At 62.8% G+C, this 16,017-nt stretch carries 12 protein-coding genes and 1 pseudogene; 10 read left to right on the top strand and 3 right to left on the bottom strand.

The window, feature by feature from the left end:
* Positions 1 to 3 precede the first annotated feature (3 nt).
* The 6 genes from DR046_RS21440 (at position 4) to DR046_RS21415 (ending at position 8,869) form a co-directional block, all read left to right on the top strand.
* Positions 4 to 1,623 (top strand): ABC transporter substrate-binding protein, encoded by a 1,620-nt coding sequence (locus DR046_RS21440; protein ID WP_167767228.1) that lies wholly within the window; start codon positions 4 to 6, stop codon positions 1,621 to 1,623.
* A gap of 112 nt (positions 1,624 to 1,735) precedes the next feature.
* Entirely contained in the window at positions 1,736 to 3,823 is a 2,088-nt protein-coding gene (locus DR046_RS21435) for a hydantoinase/oxoprolinase family protein (RefSeq protein WP_115384407.1), read from the top strand.
* Positions 3,813 to 5,858 carry a hydantoinase B/oxoprolinase family protein gene (locus tag DR046_RS21430; protein WP_115384406.1) on the top strand — a complete coding sequence of 682 codons (2,046 nt, stop codon included), beginning with the start codon at positions 3,813 to 3,815 and terminating at the stop codon, positions 5,856 to 5,858. Before DR046_RS21435 ends, DR046_RS21430 begins: the two co-directional genes overlap by 11 nt.
* On the top strand, positions 5,855 to 7,006 hold the full coding sequence (locus DR046_RS21425; protein ID WP_115384405.1) for a 2-aminoethylphosphonate--pyruvate transaminase: 1,152 nt from the start codon (positions 5,855 to 5,857) through the stop codon (positions 7,004 to 7,006). Before DR046_RS21430 ends, DR046_RS21425 begins: the two co-directional genes overlap by 4 nt.
* Positions 7,006 to 8,091, top strand: coding sequence for a C-terminal binding protein (locus DR046_RS21420; protein ID WP_115384404.1), 1,086 nt, complete (start codon positions 7,006 to 7,008; stop codon positions 8,089 to 8,091). The genes DR046_RS21425 and DR046_RS21420 overlap by 1 nt, the downstream gene beginning before the upstream one ends.
* A gap of 55 nt (positions 8,092 to 8,146) precedes the next feature.
* Positions 8,147 to 8,869 (top strand): GntR family transcriptional regulator, encoded by a 723-nt coding sequence (locus DR046_RS21415; protein WP_115384403.1) that lies wholly within the window; start codon positions 8,147 to 8,149, stop codon positions 8,867 to 8,869.
* Positions 8,870 to 8,879: 10 nt separating this feature from the next.
* On the opposite strand, the gene DR046_RS21410 is transcribed toward DR046_RS21415, so the two are convergent.
* Positions 8,880 to 9,602, bottom strand: coding sequence for an RraA family protein (locus tag DR046_RS21410; RefSeq protein WP_115384402.1), 723 nt, complete (start codon positions 9,600 to 9,602; stop codon positions 8,880 to 8,882).
* Between the two features lie 118 nt (positions 9,603 to 9,720).
* Between DR046_RS21410 and DR046_RS21405 the strand changes: the two genes are divergently transcribed.
* The 4 genes and pseudogenes from DR046_RS21405 to DR046_RS21390 all read left to right on the top strand — a co-directional run.
* The gene (locus DR046_RS21405; RefSeq protein WP_115384401.1) at positions 9,721 to 11,166 is read left to right on the top strand and encodes an FAD-binding oxidoreductase; all 1,446 of its coding nucleotides are present in this window, start codon (positions 9,721 to 9,723) and stop codon (positions 11,164 to 11,166) included.
* Positions 11,163 to 12,218: an ABC transporter ATP-binding protein gene (locus DR046_RS21400; protein ID WP_115384400.1), complete on the top strand. Its 1,056-nt coding sequence runs from the start codon at positions 11,163 to 11,165 to the stop codon at positions 12,216 to 12,218. The genes DR046_RS21405 and DR046_RS21400 overlap by 4 nt, the downstream gene beginning before the upstream one ends.
* Positions 12,215 to 13,222, top strand: a complete 1,008-nt coding sequence (locus DR046_RS21395) for an ABC transporter ATP-binding protein (RefSeq protein ID WP_245191047.1) — start codon at positions 12,215 to 12,217, stop codon at positions 13,220 to 13,222. Before DR046_RS21400 ends, DR046_RS21395 begins: the two co-directional genes overlap by 4 nt.
* Before the next feature lie 271 nt (positions 13,223 to 13,493).
* A pseudogene (locus DR046_RS21390) lies at positions 13,494 to 14,039 on the top strand (transposase); the annotation flags it as partial.
* A gap of 219 nt (positions 14,040 to 14,258) precedes the next feature.
* Here the strand turns inward: DR046_RS21390 and DR046_RS21385 are convergent.
* Both DR046_RS21385 and DR046_RS21380 read right to left on the bottom strand, forming a co-directional pair.
* Positions 14,259 to 14,987 (bottom strand): DUF5681 domain-containing protein, encoded by a 729-nt coding sequence (locus DR046_RS21385; protein WP_115384399.1) that lies wholly within the window; start codon positions 14,985 to 14,987, stop codon positions 14,259 to 14,261.
* Complete coding sequence (locus DR046_RS21380) at positions 14,984 to 15,727, bottom strand: DNA-methyltransferase (RefSeq protein WP_245191046.1); 744 nt, start codon at positions 15,725 to 15,727, stop codon at positions 14,984 to 14,986. The genes DR046_RS21385 and DR046_RS21380 overlap by 4 nt, the downstream gene beginning before the upstream one ends.
* Positions 15,728 to 16,017: the final 290 nt, after the last annotated feature.

The raw sequence follows: 16,017 nt of genomic DNA, 5'->3' as shown, positions 1-16,017 counted from the left end.
GCAATGACACGACGGTTCAGAACACTGGGGCGCCACATCCGGCCGAAACGCACAACCTCGACAGCCGTCGCCGCAGTCCTGGCACTGGGCGTGGCCGGGGGGGCCGCTTCGGCGGATACACTGCGCATCGCTGGACAGGGCGACATCGGAACGCTCGACCCCCAGGCACAGAACTCCCAGATCACGATCAGCGTGCTGTCGATGGTCTACGAGGCGCTGGTGACGCGGAACGAAGACCTGGAGATGGTCCCCGCCCTCGCCTTGTCGTGGGAGCCGGTCGACGAGACGACGTGGCGGTTCGAGCTTCGGCCAGACGTGACTTTTCATGACGGCAGCACCTTCGACGCCGAGGACGTACGGTTCACCATCGAACGGGCTCAGGCCGAGACCTCGCAGTTCGCGAACTTCGTGGGATCCATCGCATCCGTCGAGGTGATCGACGACCTCACGGTCGAAATCGAAACCCGAATGATCGACCCGCTGCTGCCTGACAAGCTCGGCTACATCATGATCATGGACAGCGGATGGGCCGAGGCGAACGGCGTGACCGTTCCGCAGGACCTCGGCAACGAGGAGAACACCTACGCGGTCATGAACGCCAACGGCACCGGGCCATACACGGTGGCCGAGCGGGTTCCCGACACGCGCACCGTGCTCTCAATCAACCCCAACTACTGGGGCGAGATGGCGGACGACATCGAGGAAGTCATCTACCTTCCGATCAGCAGCGCGCCGACACGCATATCCTCGCTCATCTCAGGCGAAGTGGATGTCGTCATCGACGTGCCGCCCCAGGACGTCGACCGGCTGGCCAATACGGCCGGTATCACGACGGCGCGGTCGCCCGAACTCCGCACGATCTTCTTCGGCTTCGACCACGCCTCGGACACGCTTCGGCACGGCGACGCTGGAGGCACCAACCCGTTCCAGGACCTGCGCGTGCGGCAGGCCGTCGATGGGGCCATCGATGCGGAGACGATCTCCCGCGTCGTGATGCGTGGCCTGTCGCAGCCGACCTCGCAGCTCATCGCGCCAGGCAATTTTGGCTACGAAGAGGACGCCGACGTGCGGGCGGACTTCGATGTCGAACGCTCCCGCGAACTCTTGGCGGAGGCGGGCTATCCTGACGGGTTCTCCGTCCGCATGGACTGCCCGACGGACACCTACACCAACCCTGAGCAGATCTGCCAGGCAGTCTCCGCGATGATGTCGCAGATCGGCATCGACATCGACCTCAACCTAATCCCGCGGGCACAGTTCATCCCGCTGCTCTGGGAGAAGGACACGTCGTTCTTCATTATCGGCTTCAACACCGCATACTTCGACGCGATGTACGTGCTCGAGACGCTCCTGATGACTCAGACCGGCGAGGACGGCGAAGGCATCTACAATTACTCTGGCTACTCCAATCCAGAGTTCGACAAACTCGTTCGTGAGGCCCGCGTAGAGCTTGACCGTGACCGCCGCGAGCAACTGATGCACGACGCCTTCGCAATCGCGCGTGCCGACGTGGCCTATGCGCCTCTGCATACCCAGACGCTCGTCTACGCGATGCGTGAAGGGGTCGAGGTTCCGGTACGTCCCGACAACTTCGTCGAGATCCGTTGGGTCACAATGAACTGACGCACCATAGGCGAACGGTTCCGCAAGGGATCCGGGTGGCGGCCCGCAACAGGGCCGCGCACTTCACGAAACGGGAGGACGGCTGCAACGAGGCGGCCGAAAAGGGCAGAAATTGACAAGCGCAGACGCACGTTACCGGATCGGAATCGATGTAGGAGGAACATTCACCGATTTCGTATTCGCCGAGGTCGATACGGGCGAATTGTCGTTCCACAAGCAGCCAAGCGTACCCAACGACCCGTCCGTGGCGGTCGAGCGCGGTATCGCTTACTTCCTAGACTCGCGCAATCTGCTCCCCGAGCAGGTCGAACTGATCTGCCACGGCACCACGATCGGCCTCAATGCCATCATCCAGCGGCGCGGCGCGCGGACTGCTCTCGTTGTCTCGAAGGGCAACCGGGATATCTTGGAAATCGCACGGTTGCGCATGCCCAGCTCTTACGATTTCACCGAGCCGCGAGAGACGCCTCTGATCCCGCGCAACCTCGTTCACGAGCTCGACGCACGGATGACATCGCGAGGGGAAATCCTGGCGGAGCCGACGGAGGCCGACATCGAAGCGCTCGCCGATAAGCTTCAGGCCAGTGGCGTCGAGGCTGTGGCGATCAATTTTCTCAATGCATACAGCGACAGCAGCCTCGAGGTTCGCGTCGGCGATGCGTTCCGCGCGCGCCTGCCAGGCGTCCTGATAGTGGAATCTGGCGTAATCTGGCCGGAGGCTCGCGAATACGAACGCTGCCTCCTGGTCGCTCTGAATGCTTTCATCCGGCCCATGATGACGAAGTATTTCGACCGTCTGACCGAACGGGTCTCGGGGCTCGGGATCGCCTGCCCGATCTACATAACCGCCAACAACGGCGGCACCCTCAGCCTGGACACCGCGAAGAGCCGTCCGATCGACACAATCCTGTCAGGACCTGCCTCGGGTGTCGTGGCCTCCACACGGGTTGCGCGCGCGGCCGAGACGTGCAGGGTTGTTACTTTTGACATGGGCGGCACAAGTGCCGACATCTCTCTGAGCCATACCGGCGAACCGGATTTCACGGCCTCAACGTTCGTGGGCGACTTCCCGATCATGATGCCTGTTGTCAATATCCTTGCCATTGGGGCGGGAGGCGGCTCGGTGATTTGGGTGGACGCTCAGGGCGTCCTCAAGGTTGGGCCATTGTCGGCGGGCGCAGATCCAGGGCCGGCCTGCTACGGCCGCGGCGGCACCGACGCCACTGTGACGGATTGTTATGTTGTGCTCGGCATCATCGATCCCACCACCTTCCTCGACGGGCGCATGACCCTAGACAAGTCGGCCGCGCGTGGCGCGCTCGAGTTCATCGCCGAGCAACTGGGCTTCGAAGGGCCGGATCGTGCTGCGATCGCCGCCGAGGCCGCGCTCCGGGTCGCCACTGCCAAAATGGGCACAGAGATCGTCAAGCTGCTCGCCCATGCGGGTGCGGACATGCGAGATTACAGCCTGCTCGGATACGGCGGAGCGGGCGCCACACATTCCTGTATGCTCGCCGATGAGGCGCAACTGTCGTCGGTCCTCGTGCCCATGGCGCCCGGAACATTCTGTGCGCTCGGCGCGATCCTGTCGGATGTGCGGCGTGACTACGTGCGCACGGCGCGCCAGACTTTCGGCGGAAGTGCCGGCAGCGCTGGCTGGGACGCGATCGGAGCATCACTGGCCGAAATGGAGAACGAGGCGCGCCAGTGGATCTCGGAGGAGGGCGAACTTGTCGGCGCCCATCGTTTCGAGGTGACGTTCCGCCTGCGCTATCCCTCGCAGGCCTACGAACTCGAGATCAGGATTCCGGAAGCGCGCCGTGCATCCATGACCGCTGAGGACGCGGCCGATCTCTTCCACGCCGAGCACGAGAAGCTCTACGGATTTGCCGAGCGCGACAGTAAATTGGTGACTTCGACCCTACGGCTTGCGGTCATCGGAAGTGTCGGATCAGGCGACCTGCCAGACATTGCAGCAGGCCGAGCCGCTCCGCAAACCACCCGCCTCGTGCGCTGGCGCGGAGTCGACGTCGAGGCCCGTGTTCTTCGCCGCTCCGACCTCGGTCGTGGTGCTAGCTTCGAGGGACCCGCAATCATCGAGCAGCCAGACACAACGACTTTCGTTCTTCCGGGCTGGCGGGCCGTGGCCGACCGAATCGGAACGCTCCGCCTGACGAGGATTCCCCAATATGAAGCTTGACCCGATCCTTCAGGAGATATTCCTGCACAAGTTCACAGCGATCACCGAGGAAATGGCGATCACGCTGCAGCGCTCCGCGCGCACCACCTACGTGAAGGAGGCCGGCGACTTCGGCACTGCGCTCGCCACGCCGGACGGCCACTTCTTCTGCTATCCTGCGGTGATGGGGGTCTCCGGCTTTCTCGACAGCGACATCGGTCCGACCGTCGCGCGCGTCCCCGACCTCGCGCCGGGCGACGTCATCATCACCAACCACCCGTACGAGAGCGAGGGGCTGGCCACACACATGCCCGACCTGCACCTGATCCGCCCGATCTTCCACGAGGGCCGGATCATCGCGCACGCCTGGGACTTCATTCATTCAGCTGATATTGGGGGCGCCGTTCCGTCCAGCATTTCCCCGCGCTTCCGCGACTTGTTCGAGGAAGGCCTCCAGATCCCGCCGATGAAAATCGTCCGCGCCGGAGAGTCCAACGAGGACTTTCTTCGGATCTACAGGGCCAACTGCCGGACGCCGGACGTCAACTTGGGAGACATAAAGGCGATGCTCGCCGCGCTTCGCGTTGCCGACAGGCGCATTCTCGAGCTCGTGGACCTCTACGGGGTCGAGACCTTCCTCGAGGCGCAGCAGGCGCTCGTGGACTACGCGGCGGAAAAGGCGCTTGCGGTGCAACGCACGATACCGGACGGCACCTATGCGTTCTGGGACTTCCTCGACGACGACTATAATTCCCCAATCCCCGTGCGGGTCCGATGCGAACTGACCGTAAGCGACGGTCACGTGCATCTCGATTTCGCGGGATCTGACCCGCAAGTCGCGGCCGCCTACAATATCCCCACCGCTGGAAAGCGACATCCGTGGCTGACGCTGAAGATGATGCACTTCATCTTCTCCAACGACTGCTCGATTCCGCTGAACCACGGGGTGTTCCGGCACATGACGGTCAACGCACCGCGCGGCAGCATCCTCAATCCGGAGCCGCCGGCGGCTGTGGGTATCCGAAGCGCAACTGCGATCCGCGTCAACGAGGCACTGATGGGCGCCATCGCGGCTGCCCGGCCTGAACTGATCCCGGCACCTAGCGGCGGCATCATGATCCCGCTCGTGCTGGTCGAGCAGGACGAGACCAGCGGCGAACGCACCGTCCTGGTGTTGCAGTCGCTTGTCGGCGGCACAGGGGCGCGCCACGGAGCCGACGGCGTCGATGGTCGTGACAGCAGCCTCGCAAACCAGCGCAACACACCAATCGAAAAGACGGAAGAAGAGGCCGAGGCCGTCATTGTGGAGTACGCACTCCGTACGGATTCCGGCGGTCCTGGCCGTTGGCGGGGAGGCACCGGCGTCATCTTCTCGGTGCGCATCGCCAAGCCCGGAAGCGCCATCCTTGGGCGCGGGATGGAACGTTTCGTGTTTCCGCCATGGGGCATGAACGGCGGCCAACCCGGAAAGAAGGCGCGTGTCGTCGTGAATCCAGGAACAGAAAACGAAGTAGATCTGGGCAAGATTGACATCTACCACCCAAAGGTGGGCGACATCGTTACGATCCTGACCCCCGGCGGCGGGGGACACGGGGATCCGCTGACCCGCAATCTGTCGGCTGTCGAGGACGATGTCCGCCTCGGCTACGTGAGCATTGAGGCCGCCGAGCGGGATTACGGCGTCATAATTTGTTCCCAAACCTTCGACGTGGATCGCGACGCCACCGATGCGCTGCGCGCACGCTTGCGGGCGGAACGCGGCAATCGCGGCGGCACCGGATTCTCGTTCGGCCCGGAACGCTCTGCATGGGAGAGCGTATTCGGCGACGATGCCATGACTGAACTGAATGCACTCTTGATGAAGCTAGGCACGTCGGTGCGCAGCGACCGTCGCGCGCAGCTGTTCTACCGGGTCGTCCCTAAGCTGGCGTCCCGCAAAGGCACTCCGCTCGACACGCTGATCGATGACCCCGCCGCGACACGCCTGCGGCTGGAAGAGGAATTGGCTGACCTGCGCAAGCAGATCGACGAAAAAGGGGAGGAGGCCCTAACATGAACACAGGTCCGCGACACGATCACTATTTGCTCACCCCCGGACCGCTGACGGTGCCTGAGGAAACGCGGCGCGCCATGCTTCGCGACCGCAATCCAGGCGGAGCAGAACACATCGGGATGAGCCGCGAGATCCAAGACTACCTTCTCAGCCTATGCAACGGTACGCAAAGCCACGCCTGCGTGCTGCTCCAGGGCAGCGCGACCTACGGGGTCGAGGCCGGCTTCAAGACGCTCATTCCCGAGGGCGGCCGCCTCCTGGTCGTCGTCAACGGCTTCTACGGAGTGCGCCTGCGCGAGATCGCGGAAGCCGCTCGTGTCGATACCACGGTGCTGCAACTGCCTACCGTGCCCTTGCCCAATCGCGCCGACATCGAGGCGGCGCTCGACGCCGACCCGGCGATTACACACGTCGTCATGTGCCAGGCCGAAACCGGTACGGGCGTCCTGAACCCTGTCGAAATGCTTGCCGAAGTCGGACGGGAACGCGGCGTCAAGGTCATGATCGACGCCGTGGCGTCTTTCGGCGCGGTATCGACCGACGCGGCGGCTTTGGACCTCGAGGCAATCTTCGTCTCGCCGAACAAGTGCCTCGAGAGCACACCCGGCGTGGCCATCGTGATCGCAAAGAAGTCCTCCTTACTGGAAGCGAAGGGGCGCTGCCCGTCGGCTGTCCTTGACTTGAACCACCAGTGGACGTTCATGCAGGAAACCGGCAATTGGCGCTGGACGCCGCCAACACATGTCGTCAGCGCTCTGGCCATCTCGTGCCGCCGCCACGCCGAAGAGGGTGGATCGGGCCCGCGCCTAGACCGGTACCGGCGTAACTGGCAGGTTCTGGTGAACGGATTGAGGCAGAAGGGCTTCACGACGCTGCTGCCTGATGATGTGGCTATCCCGATCATCGCCACGTTCAACGATCCCACGGACCCAGCATATTCGTTCAAGTCATTCCACGCAGCGATGCTACGGCGAGGCATCGAAATATTTCCGGGCCGACTGACTTCAGAGGGAACGTTCCGCGTCGGTGTAATGGGCGATCTTCAGGAGCAGGACATGCACCATATCCTTGCACAGATGTGCGAGGCGCTGGAGGAAATCGGCGTCACCCTGCCTGCCGATGGCGGAGCCAAATCGGTGGAGACAGTCTAATGGAACGAATCCTCATCATTGATCCGCAATTCGAGACCGATCCCGATGTCGAACGCGAGGTGACCGGTGCACACACGCGCCTCGATGTTGTCCGCCAGGTTAAATTGCCTGAGGAACTGGAGATGCTGCACCGTGCCCAAGCAGTCATCAACTGCCGTAGCCGCCACCACCTGCCGGAGGAACTCATCGCTGAGATGACCAATGCTCGGATCGTCGTGCAGGCAGGTGTAGGATACGACCACATCGACCTAGAGGCTTGCGCCCGTCGGGGCATTCCGGTTTGCAACACGCCTGATTACGGCACGTTGGAAGTCGCCGATCATGCGATGGCGCTGACGCTCGACCTGATGCGGGGCACGACCGCCTACAACAATCGTCTCCTGGTGCGCGACGATTCCTGGAACACCAAGTCGCTCCCGGTCGCCCCGGTCCGTCGCCTTTCGGGAAAGGTCTTCGGAATTATCGGCCTCGGTCGTATTGGGATGGCCGCGTCAATGCGTGCGAGAGCCTTCGGACTCGATGTCGTGTTCCATGATCCCAACTTACCGGCCGGCGCTGAGCTTGGCGCCGGGCTGCGACGTGCGGAACGGCTCGAGGAGCTTTTGGAACAATCGGATATAGTCAGTCTGCATTGCCCGCTGAATGCATCGACGCGGTCCATCATTGATGTTGGTACGGTCGAGCGGATGAAGCCGGGGGGAATCCTGATCAACACGTCGCGCGGTGGCACCATGAACCTTGACGCGGTCGAGGCTGGGCTTCGTTCCGGACATCTCAGCGGTGCCGGCTTGGACGTTCTGCCGGAAGAGCCGCTCAACCGTTCACATCCGCTACTTGCGGCATGGTCAGCAGGTGAACCATGGTTGGAGGGACGCCTGATCGTCACGCCACATGCAGCGTTCTTTACGCCGGAAAGCCTTCGGGACATGCGCCGCCTGTCTATATTAGCAGCGATCCAGTTCCTGCGCGAAGGACGGTTGCGAAGCTGCGTGAACAGCGAGGAACTGCGCAAGCACGCCGCGCACGGCGACAACAAAGGTGAAGGATCAACGCGGCATGCCTCCCCAGCCAAAGCGACTGCGTGACGCCATTGTGGATTCTGGATAGGTTGCGGAAGGGTTTAGGGGGGGGGCTGGGCTGATGATTTCAGAAGAACCATATGGAGCCGACCTCCCCAAACCCAAGCGCGAGTTCCTCGCCTCTGCGATCGCGGATGCCATAGCAGAGGCCGTGGCCACCCGGCACCTGAGTCCGGGGACGCGCGTAGTCGAGACGACGCTAGCAAAAACATACGATACGAGCCGCGTTCCAGTGCGCGAGGCGCTTAAGATCCTGCATACCCAAGGCATTCTGACCGGCGGCGGGCACCGCGGCTACCGCGTGGCGAAGTTCTCCAAGACCCAGATCGCTCAGGTTACGGAATTGCGGCTAATGCTCGAGGTTATCCTTTGGCGCGACGCAATTATTCGCTGGCAGGCGGTGGGTCCGGACCTCACGGAAATCGAGGCGAAACTCGTCAAGATGGAGATCGCAGCACGGAGCGACAACTTCCGATCGATGCTCAGGTGCGATCTCGATTTTCACAGAGCAGTCTGCGAGGCCGCGCATAACGAGGTGGCGTACATGTGCTGGCAGGCGATTGCCCGGCACACGCTGATCATCTTCAATATCGCCCGTTACCGCGATACCAACCTTGATGTCGTCGTCGCGCGCCATTGGAAACTATTCGAATGGCTAAAGACCAAGATCAACGATGGTCCGATGGGTGACTCGGATATCCGTGCCCTCCTGCAGGACCACATCCAGATCGACAGGTCGCCTGCACATGGCACCCCCGCGCCCGAAGAAAAGGCGCGGGGATAATCCCGTCGGATCAGGCAGAGCGCCTGCGGGAGGATTCGAATTCCTTTAGCGTCGCCTCGTTCGGAGGGTAGGTTCCCGTCAGAGGAGCACCGCCGCGCACCTTCTTGAGCACGAACTCCTCAAGTGCCTCGCGCTCGGCGGCTTCGGTGGCAATCTCTGCTGCGATGGCGGCCGGAATCGCGACAATTCCGTTCGCATCGCCCATCAGGACGTCGCCGGGGAAAACGGTAACGCCGGACAATGCCACGGGAACGTCAAGGTCCATGACAATGCGGTGCGAGGTCAGCGGACGAGGGATGTTGGCTTCAGCGAAAACCGGCATTTCGATTTCAGCGATTGCAGCTGCGTCCGACACACCACCATCGAGCACAGCGGCGGCAGCGCCCTTCACGGCAAGAAACGTTGTCATGATGTCGCCCATGAAGGCAGTGTCGCGCTCGCCGCCCATGGCGACGGCCAGGACGTCGCCTTGCCGGATGTTCTCGACGGCCATTCCGTGCAGGTTGGGACGTTCGCCCCGGTTCTGCGCATCAAGCAGGTCTTCGCGCAGCGGCAGCGTGTGTACCGTTCGAGCCGGCCCTGCGAACCTGACCGCCTTGGGCGTGATCGGTCTCGGCCCCTTGAGCACGGTGTTGCGAAAGCCGCGCTTCCACAGAAGGGACGCGACCGTCGGTACGGAGGAAGCCAAGAGCGTCTCCCGGATGCCGTCGTCGAAGTTGGGGATGTCCTTCATTTTCTGTGCAGTCCTTGACGTGACAAGCGAATGGACGAACACTAAGCTCTGTTAGGTTGTATTACAACATGTAATAGTCTGACTCCGCGAGAGTGTCGGCACGGGAAGGATTGGCTACATGTCTGGATCAGAACCGCATTTGCTTGAGGAGTGTCCGACCACGCCGACAGCGGGGGAAGTCGTCGAAGCTCTTACAAACATTGTTGGCGTAGACCGGGTCCTGACCGACGCTGCCGATCGTGCGCCCTTTGAGTCTGATTGGCGGGGAAAGTATCGCGGACGTTGCCTCGCGGTGGTACAACCAGCCGACACGAGGGAGGTTTCGAAAGTCGTCGAGTTCTGTGCGCGTAACGCTGTCCCTGTTGTACCCCAAGGCGGCAACACGGGGCTTTGCGCTGGTGCGACGCCCGACAGCTCCGGCTCACAGATCGTGCTCTCGCTTAGGCGGCTGCGACGACTCAGGGCGATCGATGCGGAGGATGGCCACATGGTCTGCGAGGCAGGGATGCCGCTTGCCGAGGCGCAGAACCACGCAGAGGGCGTCGGACTGCTCTTGCCTTTGAGCATCGCTTCCGAAGGAACGGCAACGATCGGCGGCGTGGTGGCGACCAACGCCGGTGGCGTCAACGTCCTGCACTACGGCTCCGCCCGGCAGCTTCTTCTCGGGCTGGAGGCTGTACTGCCGGATGGCACGATCGTCTCGCGCCTCGCCCCGCTGCGCAAGGACAACACCGGCTACGACATCGTATCTCTGCTGGCAGGTTCGGAAGGAACGCTCGGTATCGTGACCGCCGCGACGCTCGCGCTTTCGCCCAGACCGCTGGGTTACACAACATTCCTCGCCGGCCTGTCCGATGTCGGCAAGGCGCGTGCGGCGCTGAACCATGTCCGCTCGATCCCAGGGGGAGTGGTCACATCCTGGGAACTGTTCTCAGCGGTCTCGGCCGAGCTTCTGATGCAGTTGCCGCAAGCGATGCCCCTCCCGCTGATGGAAAGACACGCATGGTATCTGCTTGGCGAAATATCGCATTTTGGGAGCGACAACGGCGTGCTGGAGGCCTTGGCCGACGTGCTCGCGGAGCATGACATGGACGACATTATCGTCGCCGCGTCCGGCCAACAACGGGCCGATCTCTGGATGATACGCGAAGCCGTCTCGGAGGCAGAACGGGCGGCAGGGCCGACCTTGAAGCACGATATAGCCGTAACGCCTGCGAGGATCGGCGAGTTCGTCGAGGCGCTCCTTCCCGCGTGCAGCAGCATCGATGCCGCGATCAGAATCAACGTCTTTGGTCACGTCGGGGACGGAAACCTTCATGTGAACGTTTTGCCACGACAGGAGGGCCGCGCTCTCACGGGAGAAGAGCAAAATCGGTTCTCGACCTGCATCTATGACCTTACGCATGAACTCGGTGGAAGCTTCTCTGCGGAACACGGGATCGGCCAACAGAAGCTTGCGCAGATGGTCCGCTACAAAAGCCTTGCGGAACTGAACTTGATGCGGACGATCAAGGGATCACTCGATCCGCACGGGCTGATGAACCCTGGAAAGGTGCTGCCATGACTTTCGGAACCGCCGTGCGCGGAGCAGCTTCCGTGTCGCATCCCGTCAAAGCAGAGGGCAGCGAGAAGGCGAACCCCGTTCTGGAGGTGCGCAATCTCGTCGTGGAGTTCGACACGGATGATGGACGCCTGCGCGCGCTCGATGGGGTCAGCTTCTCCATCGGACGCGGCGAGGTCTTGGGCGTCGTCGGGGAATCCGGCGCCGGGAAGTCGCTGACCGGCATGTCGGTTTCACGCATGATCCAGCCCCCGGGACATATCGCGGGGGGCGAAGTCCTGCTCGCAGGGAAACGCATCGATCAGCTGCCCCCGCGCGAGATGCGCCAGATCCGCGGCAAGCGAATCGGGATGATATTCCAAGACCCGATGACAAGCCTGAACCCGCTGTTCACGGTCGGTGACCAGCTGGCAGAGACAATGCGCGTCCACCTCTCCATCAGTCGCCGCGCAGCATGGCAGCGCGCGATCGAGCTGCTGGACGAGGTTGGGGTTCCGTCACCCGCAGATCGGGTGAACGCCTACCCTCATGAGTTGAGCGGCGGGATGCGCCAGCGCGTGGTTATTGCGCTCGCCATGTGCGCTGAACCGGAACTCATTATTGCGGACGAGCCGACGACAGCCCTCGACGTGGCAGTGCAGGCACAGATCCTCGACCTGCTGGCGCGCATCTGCGACGAGCATGGCACCTCCATGATGCTAGTCACGCACGACATGGGCGTAATCGCCGACATCGCCAACCGCGTCGCGGTCATGTACGCTGGTCGGATTGTCGAAATCGGAACCTGCGACGAGGTGACGAACGCTGCCTCGCACCCCTACTCGCAGGGTCTCATGGGAGCGATCCCGACACTCGAGGATCGCAACGAACCGTTGCTTCAAATTCCCGGCTCGATGCCTCGTCTTTCGGCGATACCGCGCGGGTGCTCATTCAACCCGCGTTGCGGTCAAGCCTTCCAACGCTGCACCATCGAGCGGCCGTCGCTTCTGTACGCCGACGGTCGGCAAGTCGCTTGCCATCTCTATGACAGTGTTACGGGGGACGAACCGACATGAAGCAAGACATGGCAGTTAACCAGCCTGATACCGAGCCCCATGTCGTGGTGAGTCGGCTAAATCATCATTTTGACCTTTCCGGCGGTTTGCTCGCGCGTGCTCTGCGCGGAGGTGAGCGCAAGCTGCTGCATGCAGTTGCCGACGTGAGCTTCAGCATAGAGCGAGGTGAGACGTTCGCCTTGGTCGGTGAAAGCGGGTCAGGAAAGACCACGATTGCACGCATTCTCGCCGGCCTCATGCCCGCGAGGTCCGGCGAGATTCGGATCGACGGACGGCCGATTCGGGCTGCCGCCGCAAGAGATGAAGGCCTTGCGGTCATCCAAATGGTATTTCAGGACCCCTATGCCAGCCTAAATCCGCGTTGGCGGGTCGGCCGCATCGTCGGGGAGCCAATTCGGGCCCTACCGCAAACCGAGCGGATTCGGCGTGTCGCCGAACTGTTGGAGCTTGTGGGCCTCCATGCGCTCGATGCAGGGAAGTACCCGCACCAGTTCTCAGGTGGTCAAAGGCAGCGCATTGCCATCGCGCGGAGCCTTTCGGCCAACGCGCCGCTTCTGGTCTGCGACGAACCGACCTCGGCCCTCGACGTGAGCGTCCAGGCGCAGATCCTGAACCTGATGCGCGAACTTCAGGGACAGTTCGATCTTACCTATCTATTCATCAGCCATAATCTGGCGGTGGTCCGCTATATGGCGACAAAGATTGGTGTTCTGTATCTTGGCAGGCTGGTAGAAGTGGCACCTGCGTCTCGGATTTTCTCTGCACCTCGCCACCCCTATACCCAGATGCTGCTGGAAGCTGTGCCCGGAAAAGGCCGCGAGCGCACGTCGATCAAGGGCGAAATGCCAAGTCCGATCGCACCGCCGTCCGGCTGTCCATTCCATCCCCGCTGCGCCTACGCCATTGATGTTTGCCGAAAGGTGACGCCAGAATTCCGCAACGGCAATGCTTGTCATAGGGCTGACGAACTGGAGCTGCCGGGCACCGCCGCCGCAGTGGGATGAATCGATATCTTGGTTGGAGCAAGGCATCGGTCAGATGCGGAGGTCCAACCTTTAGTAACCGTCCATTGACGACACAGAAGCAGGATTTGAGATCAGGCTTGGGTCCAATTGCGCGGCAGTAGATGATCAATCCGGTTGATCGGATAGCCGTTGGTGAGTCGCTGCAGGGCATCCGTGCTCTGACCCTGGTTAAGTTCTCCATCTGATAGGGGTTGTTGCACGAAGCCTTCTTGCGATTCAAATCGCGAGTCCAGCGACATGGCTGAGCGGCATGTCCGAGCCCGTGTTGACCCGCTACCGCACCCTGAACTGGTCTGCCTACAACGCCTCGCTGTGTAAGCGCAGCTCGCTGACGGTCTGGTTCGACCCGTCGACGCCGTGGCATGCATCGCCTTCGGGCAAGCGCGGCGGGCAGCCGGTCAACAGCGACGCGGCGATCCAGGCCTGCCTGACGGTGAAGGTCCTATTTGGCCTGGTCGTCATCTTTGCGCCATCGGTCCGAGCGACGATGGCGACGCGGCAGACGACCGGCTTCGTGGCGAGCCTGCTGAAGCTGGCGGGGCTAGACTGGCCGGTTCGGGACTTCTTGACGCTCTGCCGACGCCAGAAGGCGCTGGTCGTGCAGCTGCCTTAGCGGGGCTCGGGGGGACCGCTGCACTTGTTGGACAGCACGGGCATCAAGGTCCGGGGCGAAGGCGAGTGGCATGCGCGCAAGCATGGCGGGGCGCGCCGGCGTGTCTGGCGCAAGGTGTACCTCGCCGTCGACGAGGCGACGCCGGAAGTCAGGGCCGCTTGTGAGAGAGCCTCCCGTGCGGGTCGGCTATGCTTTTACGTCTACCCGGGTCCAGAAGACCGAGCTGCCGCTCGACGCGTTCGCAGCAGCAGGGTACAAGCGGAACTTCATGGAGCGGGCGTTGGAGGCGGCGGGACCGGCCCGAGCTCGGGCCGGTGTCCGACGACATGCTGGCGCGCGACAATCGCCTGACGAGGCAGGACCCGCCGTTGCCTGACAACACCCGATTGGGTCCGTTTGCTACTATCCGATCATCCTGCTCCTGAGCTTTCCGACAAGGTCGCCGATGATCCTGTGCGTCTGCTCGACCCGTTCGATGTCCTCCCGAATGATGCGCTGCACCCTCTCGTCCTGCTCCGCCTCAAGGTGGGCTCTCAGGCTTTCGAGCTCGTGGGTCCATTCGTCGTGGCGACGCTCCCACAGCTCAAGCTGTTCGACGTCGTCCTTGGTAGCGGGACCCTCGATCCAGGCGGTGCCGGTGTTGAGGTCGATCTTCACCTGATCGGGATGGGGGAGGGGCGGGGGCAGGTGGGTGATGCCGAGCACTGCGCGGCGATGCAATTCACCGTCCCACTCGATCTTGTAGTTGATGGCGGTCTCGAGCCACTCGTCGGCGAGCGCCTTGTTCTGGCGTTCGGTGCTCGTGAGCATCTCGGCGAAGAGCCTCTGGGCCCGATGTTGCCCCTTGGCGGCATTCACCGCGAGCGCACGGACGATCGCCTGCGCCATCGGCACGGTGACGTCACGGCCACTGTCGCGGACGGTGATTTCGCGATAGGCTTCGGCGAGGATGATGTCCTTCAGGCGCTCTTCGTTGAGGGCCGGGCGCCTGTTCTTCGATCCCTTGGGACGACCCTTCGGATTGCCGGACTGCCCCGGCTTGAAACGCGTCTCGACCGGGGGCTTTGCGTAGCCGACCTCGTAGCGGGCGGCCGAAGCCGGAGAGGGCAGGGCCCTTCGGTCCGCGGTCATTCCGCCGCCTCCAGAGCCGCGGCCTCCGGCTGCCAGCCACAGACCAACTGCTCGGCATCGTCCTTGGCGTAGGCCTCCCAGCGGGTGAGGATCCGGTCGCAGTAGATCGGGTCGATCTCGCAGAGATATCCGCGGCGTCCCGTCTTCTCGGCCGCGATCAGCGTCGAGCCCGATCCGCCGAAGAGATCGAGCACGGTGTCGCCACGCCCGGAGACGCCCCGGATCGCATCGGCGATCATCTGCACCGGCTTGACGGTCGGATGCAGCGACAGCTCCTCCATGCGCCCGGCGCGCATCGTGTTCAGCCCCCGATACTGCCAGACGTTCGTGCGGTACCGCCCGTGCTGGCCCAGCTCGAAGGTGTTCACATGCGGCGCCGTGCCCTTCTTGAAGACGAAGATCAGCTCGTGCCGCGACCTGTAGAAGGTGCCCATCCCGCCATTGTCCTTCGCCCAGACAATGAGGTTCTTCATCTCGTCGTGGACCGCGTGCCCCGCCGAGAGCATCTCGCCGATATGGCGCCAGTCCATGCAGAGGAAGTGGATGGACCCGTCGACACTGTTCTGCGCCAGGTTGCGGAAGGCCCGCCCGAGGAAGGCGGCGAACTCGGCGCCGGTCATCTCGCCTGACGCCATCGCGAACTCGCGATGCTGCGTCTTGCCCGAGTTGCCGACATGGCCGTCGATCGGGACGTTGTAGGGCGGATCGGTAAACACCATCCGGGCGGATTCCCCCTCCATCAGCCGCTCGACGACGTCCGCATCTAGCGCGTCCCCACAGGCCAGGCGGTGGCGCCCGAGCTGCCAGACATCGCCGGGCCGGACCCGCCGCGTGCTGTCGTCGGGGAGGACGTTATCGTCCGGATCACCGGGGTCTTCCGGGGTGAGGGCCTCGAGCAGACCGTCGATCTGAACCGCCCCGGGTTCTCCGGAGGCCGTTTGGTTTGGGTTACGCGGCTTGCTGCTGCATCTCGATCTGCGTGTAGTATGCCGCTTCTGCCTCTGCTGGCGGGATGTGCCCGATGGGCTCG

It is taken from the genome of Jannaschia formosa (genome assembly GCF_003340555.1).
Taxonomy (GTDB): domain Bacteria; phylum Pseudomonadota; class Alphaproteobacteria; order Rhodobacterales; family Rhodobacteraceae; genus Jannaschia; species Jannaschia formosa.
Note: the sequence above shows the minus strand (reverse complement) of the source record. Positions and strands in the feature narration are given on the sequence as shown.

Excerpts from the sequence above, each read along its gene's own strand:
- DR046_RS21430 (WP_115384406.1), top strand. The coding sequence starts at position 3,813 with ATGAAGCTTGACCCGATCCTTCAGGAGATATTCCTGCACAAGTTCACA.
- DR046_RS21395 (WP_245191047.1), top strand. The coding sequence starts at position 12,215 with ATGAAGCAAGACATGGCAGTTAACCAGCCTGATACCGAGCCCCATGTC.
- DR046_RS21425 (WP_115384405.1), top strand. The coding sequence starts at position 5,855 with ATGAACACAGGTCCGCGACACGATCACTATTTGCTCACCCCCGGACCG.
- DR046_RS21440 (WP_167767228.1), top strand. The coding sequence starts at position 4 with ATGACACGACGGTTCAGAACACTGGGGCGCCACATCCGGCCGAAACGC.
- DR046_RS21415 (WP_115384403.1), top strand. The coding sequence starts at position 8,147 with ATGATTTCAGAAGAACCATATGGAGCCGACCTCCCCAAACCCAAGCGC.
- DR046_RS21405 (WP_115384401.1), top strand. The coding sequence starts at position 9,721 with ATGTCTGGATCAGAACCGCATTTGCTTGAGGAGTGTCCGACCACGCCG.
- DR046_RS21380 (WP_245191046.1), bottom strand. The coding sequence starts at position 15,727 with ATGGAGGGGGAATCCGCCCGGATGGTGTTTACCGATCCGCCCTACAAC.
- DR046_RS21385 (WP_115384399.1), bottom strand. The coding sequence starts at position 14,987 with ATGACCGCGGACCGAAGGGCCCTGCCCTCTCCGGCTTCGGCCGCCCGC.
- DR046_RS21410 (WP_115384402.1), bottom strand. The coding sequence starts at position 9,602 with ATGAAGGACATCCCCAACTTCGACGACGGCATCCGGGAGACGCTCTTG.
- DR046_RS21420 (WP_115384404.1), top strand. The coding sequence starts at position 7,006 with ATGGAACGAATCCTCATCATTGATCCGCAATTCGAGACCGATCCCGAT.
- DR046_RS21400 (WP_115384400.1), top strand. The coding sequence starts at position 11,163 with ATGACTTTCGGAACCGCCGTGCGCGGAGCAGCTTCCGTGTCGCATCCC.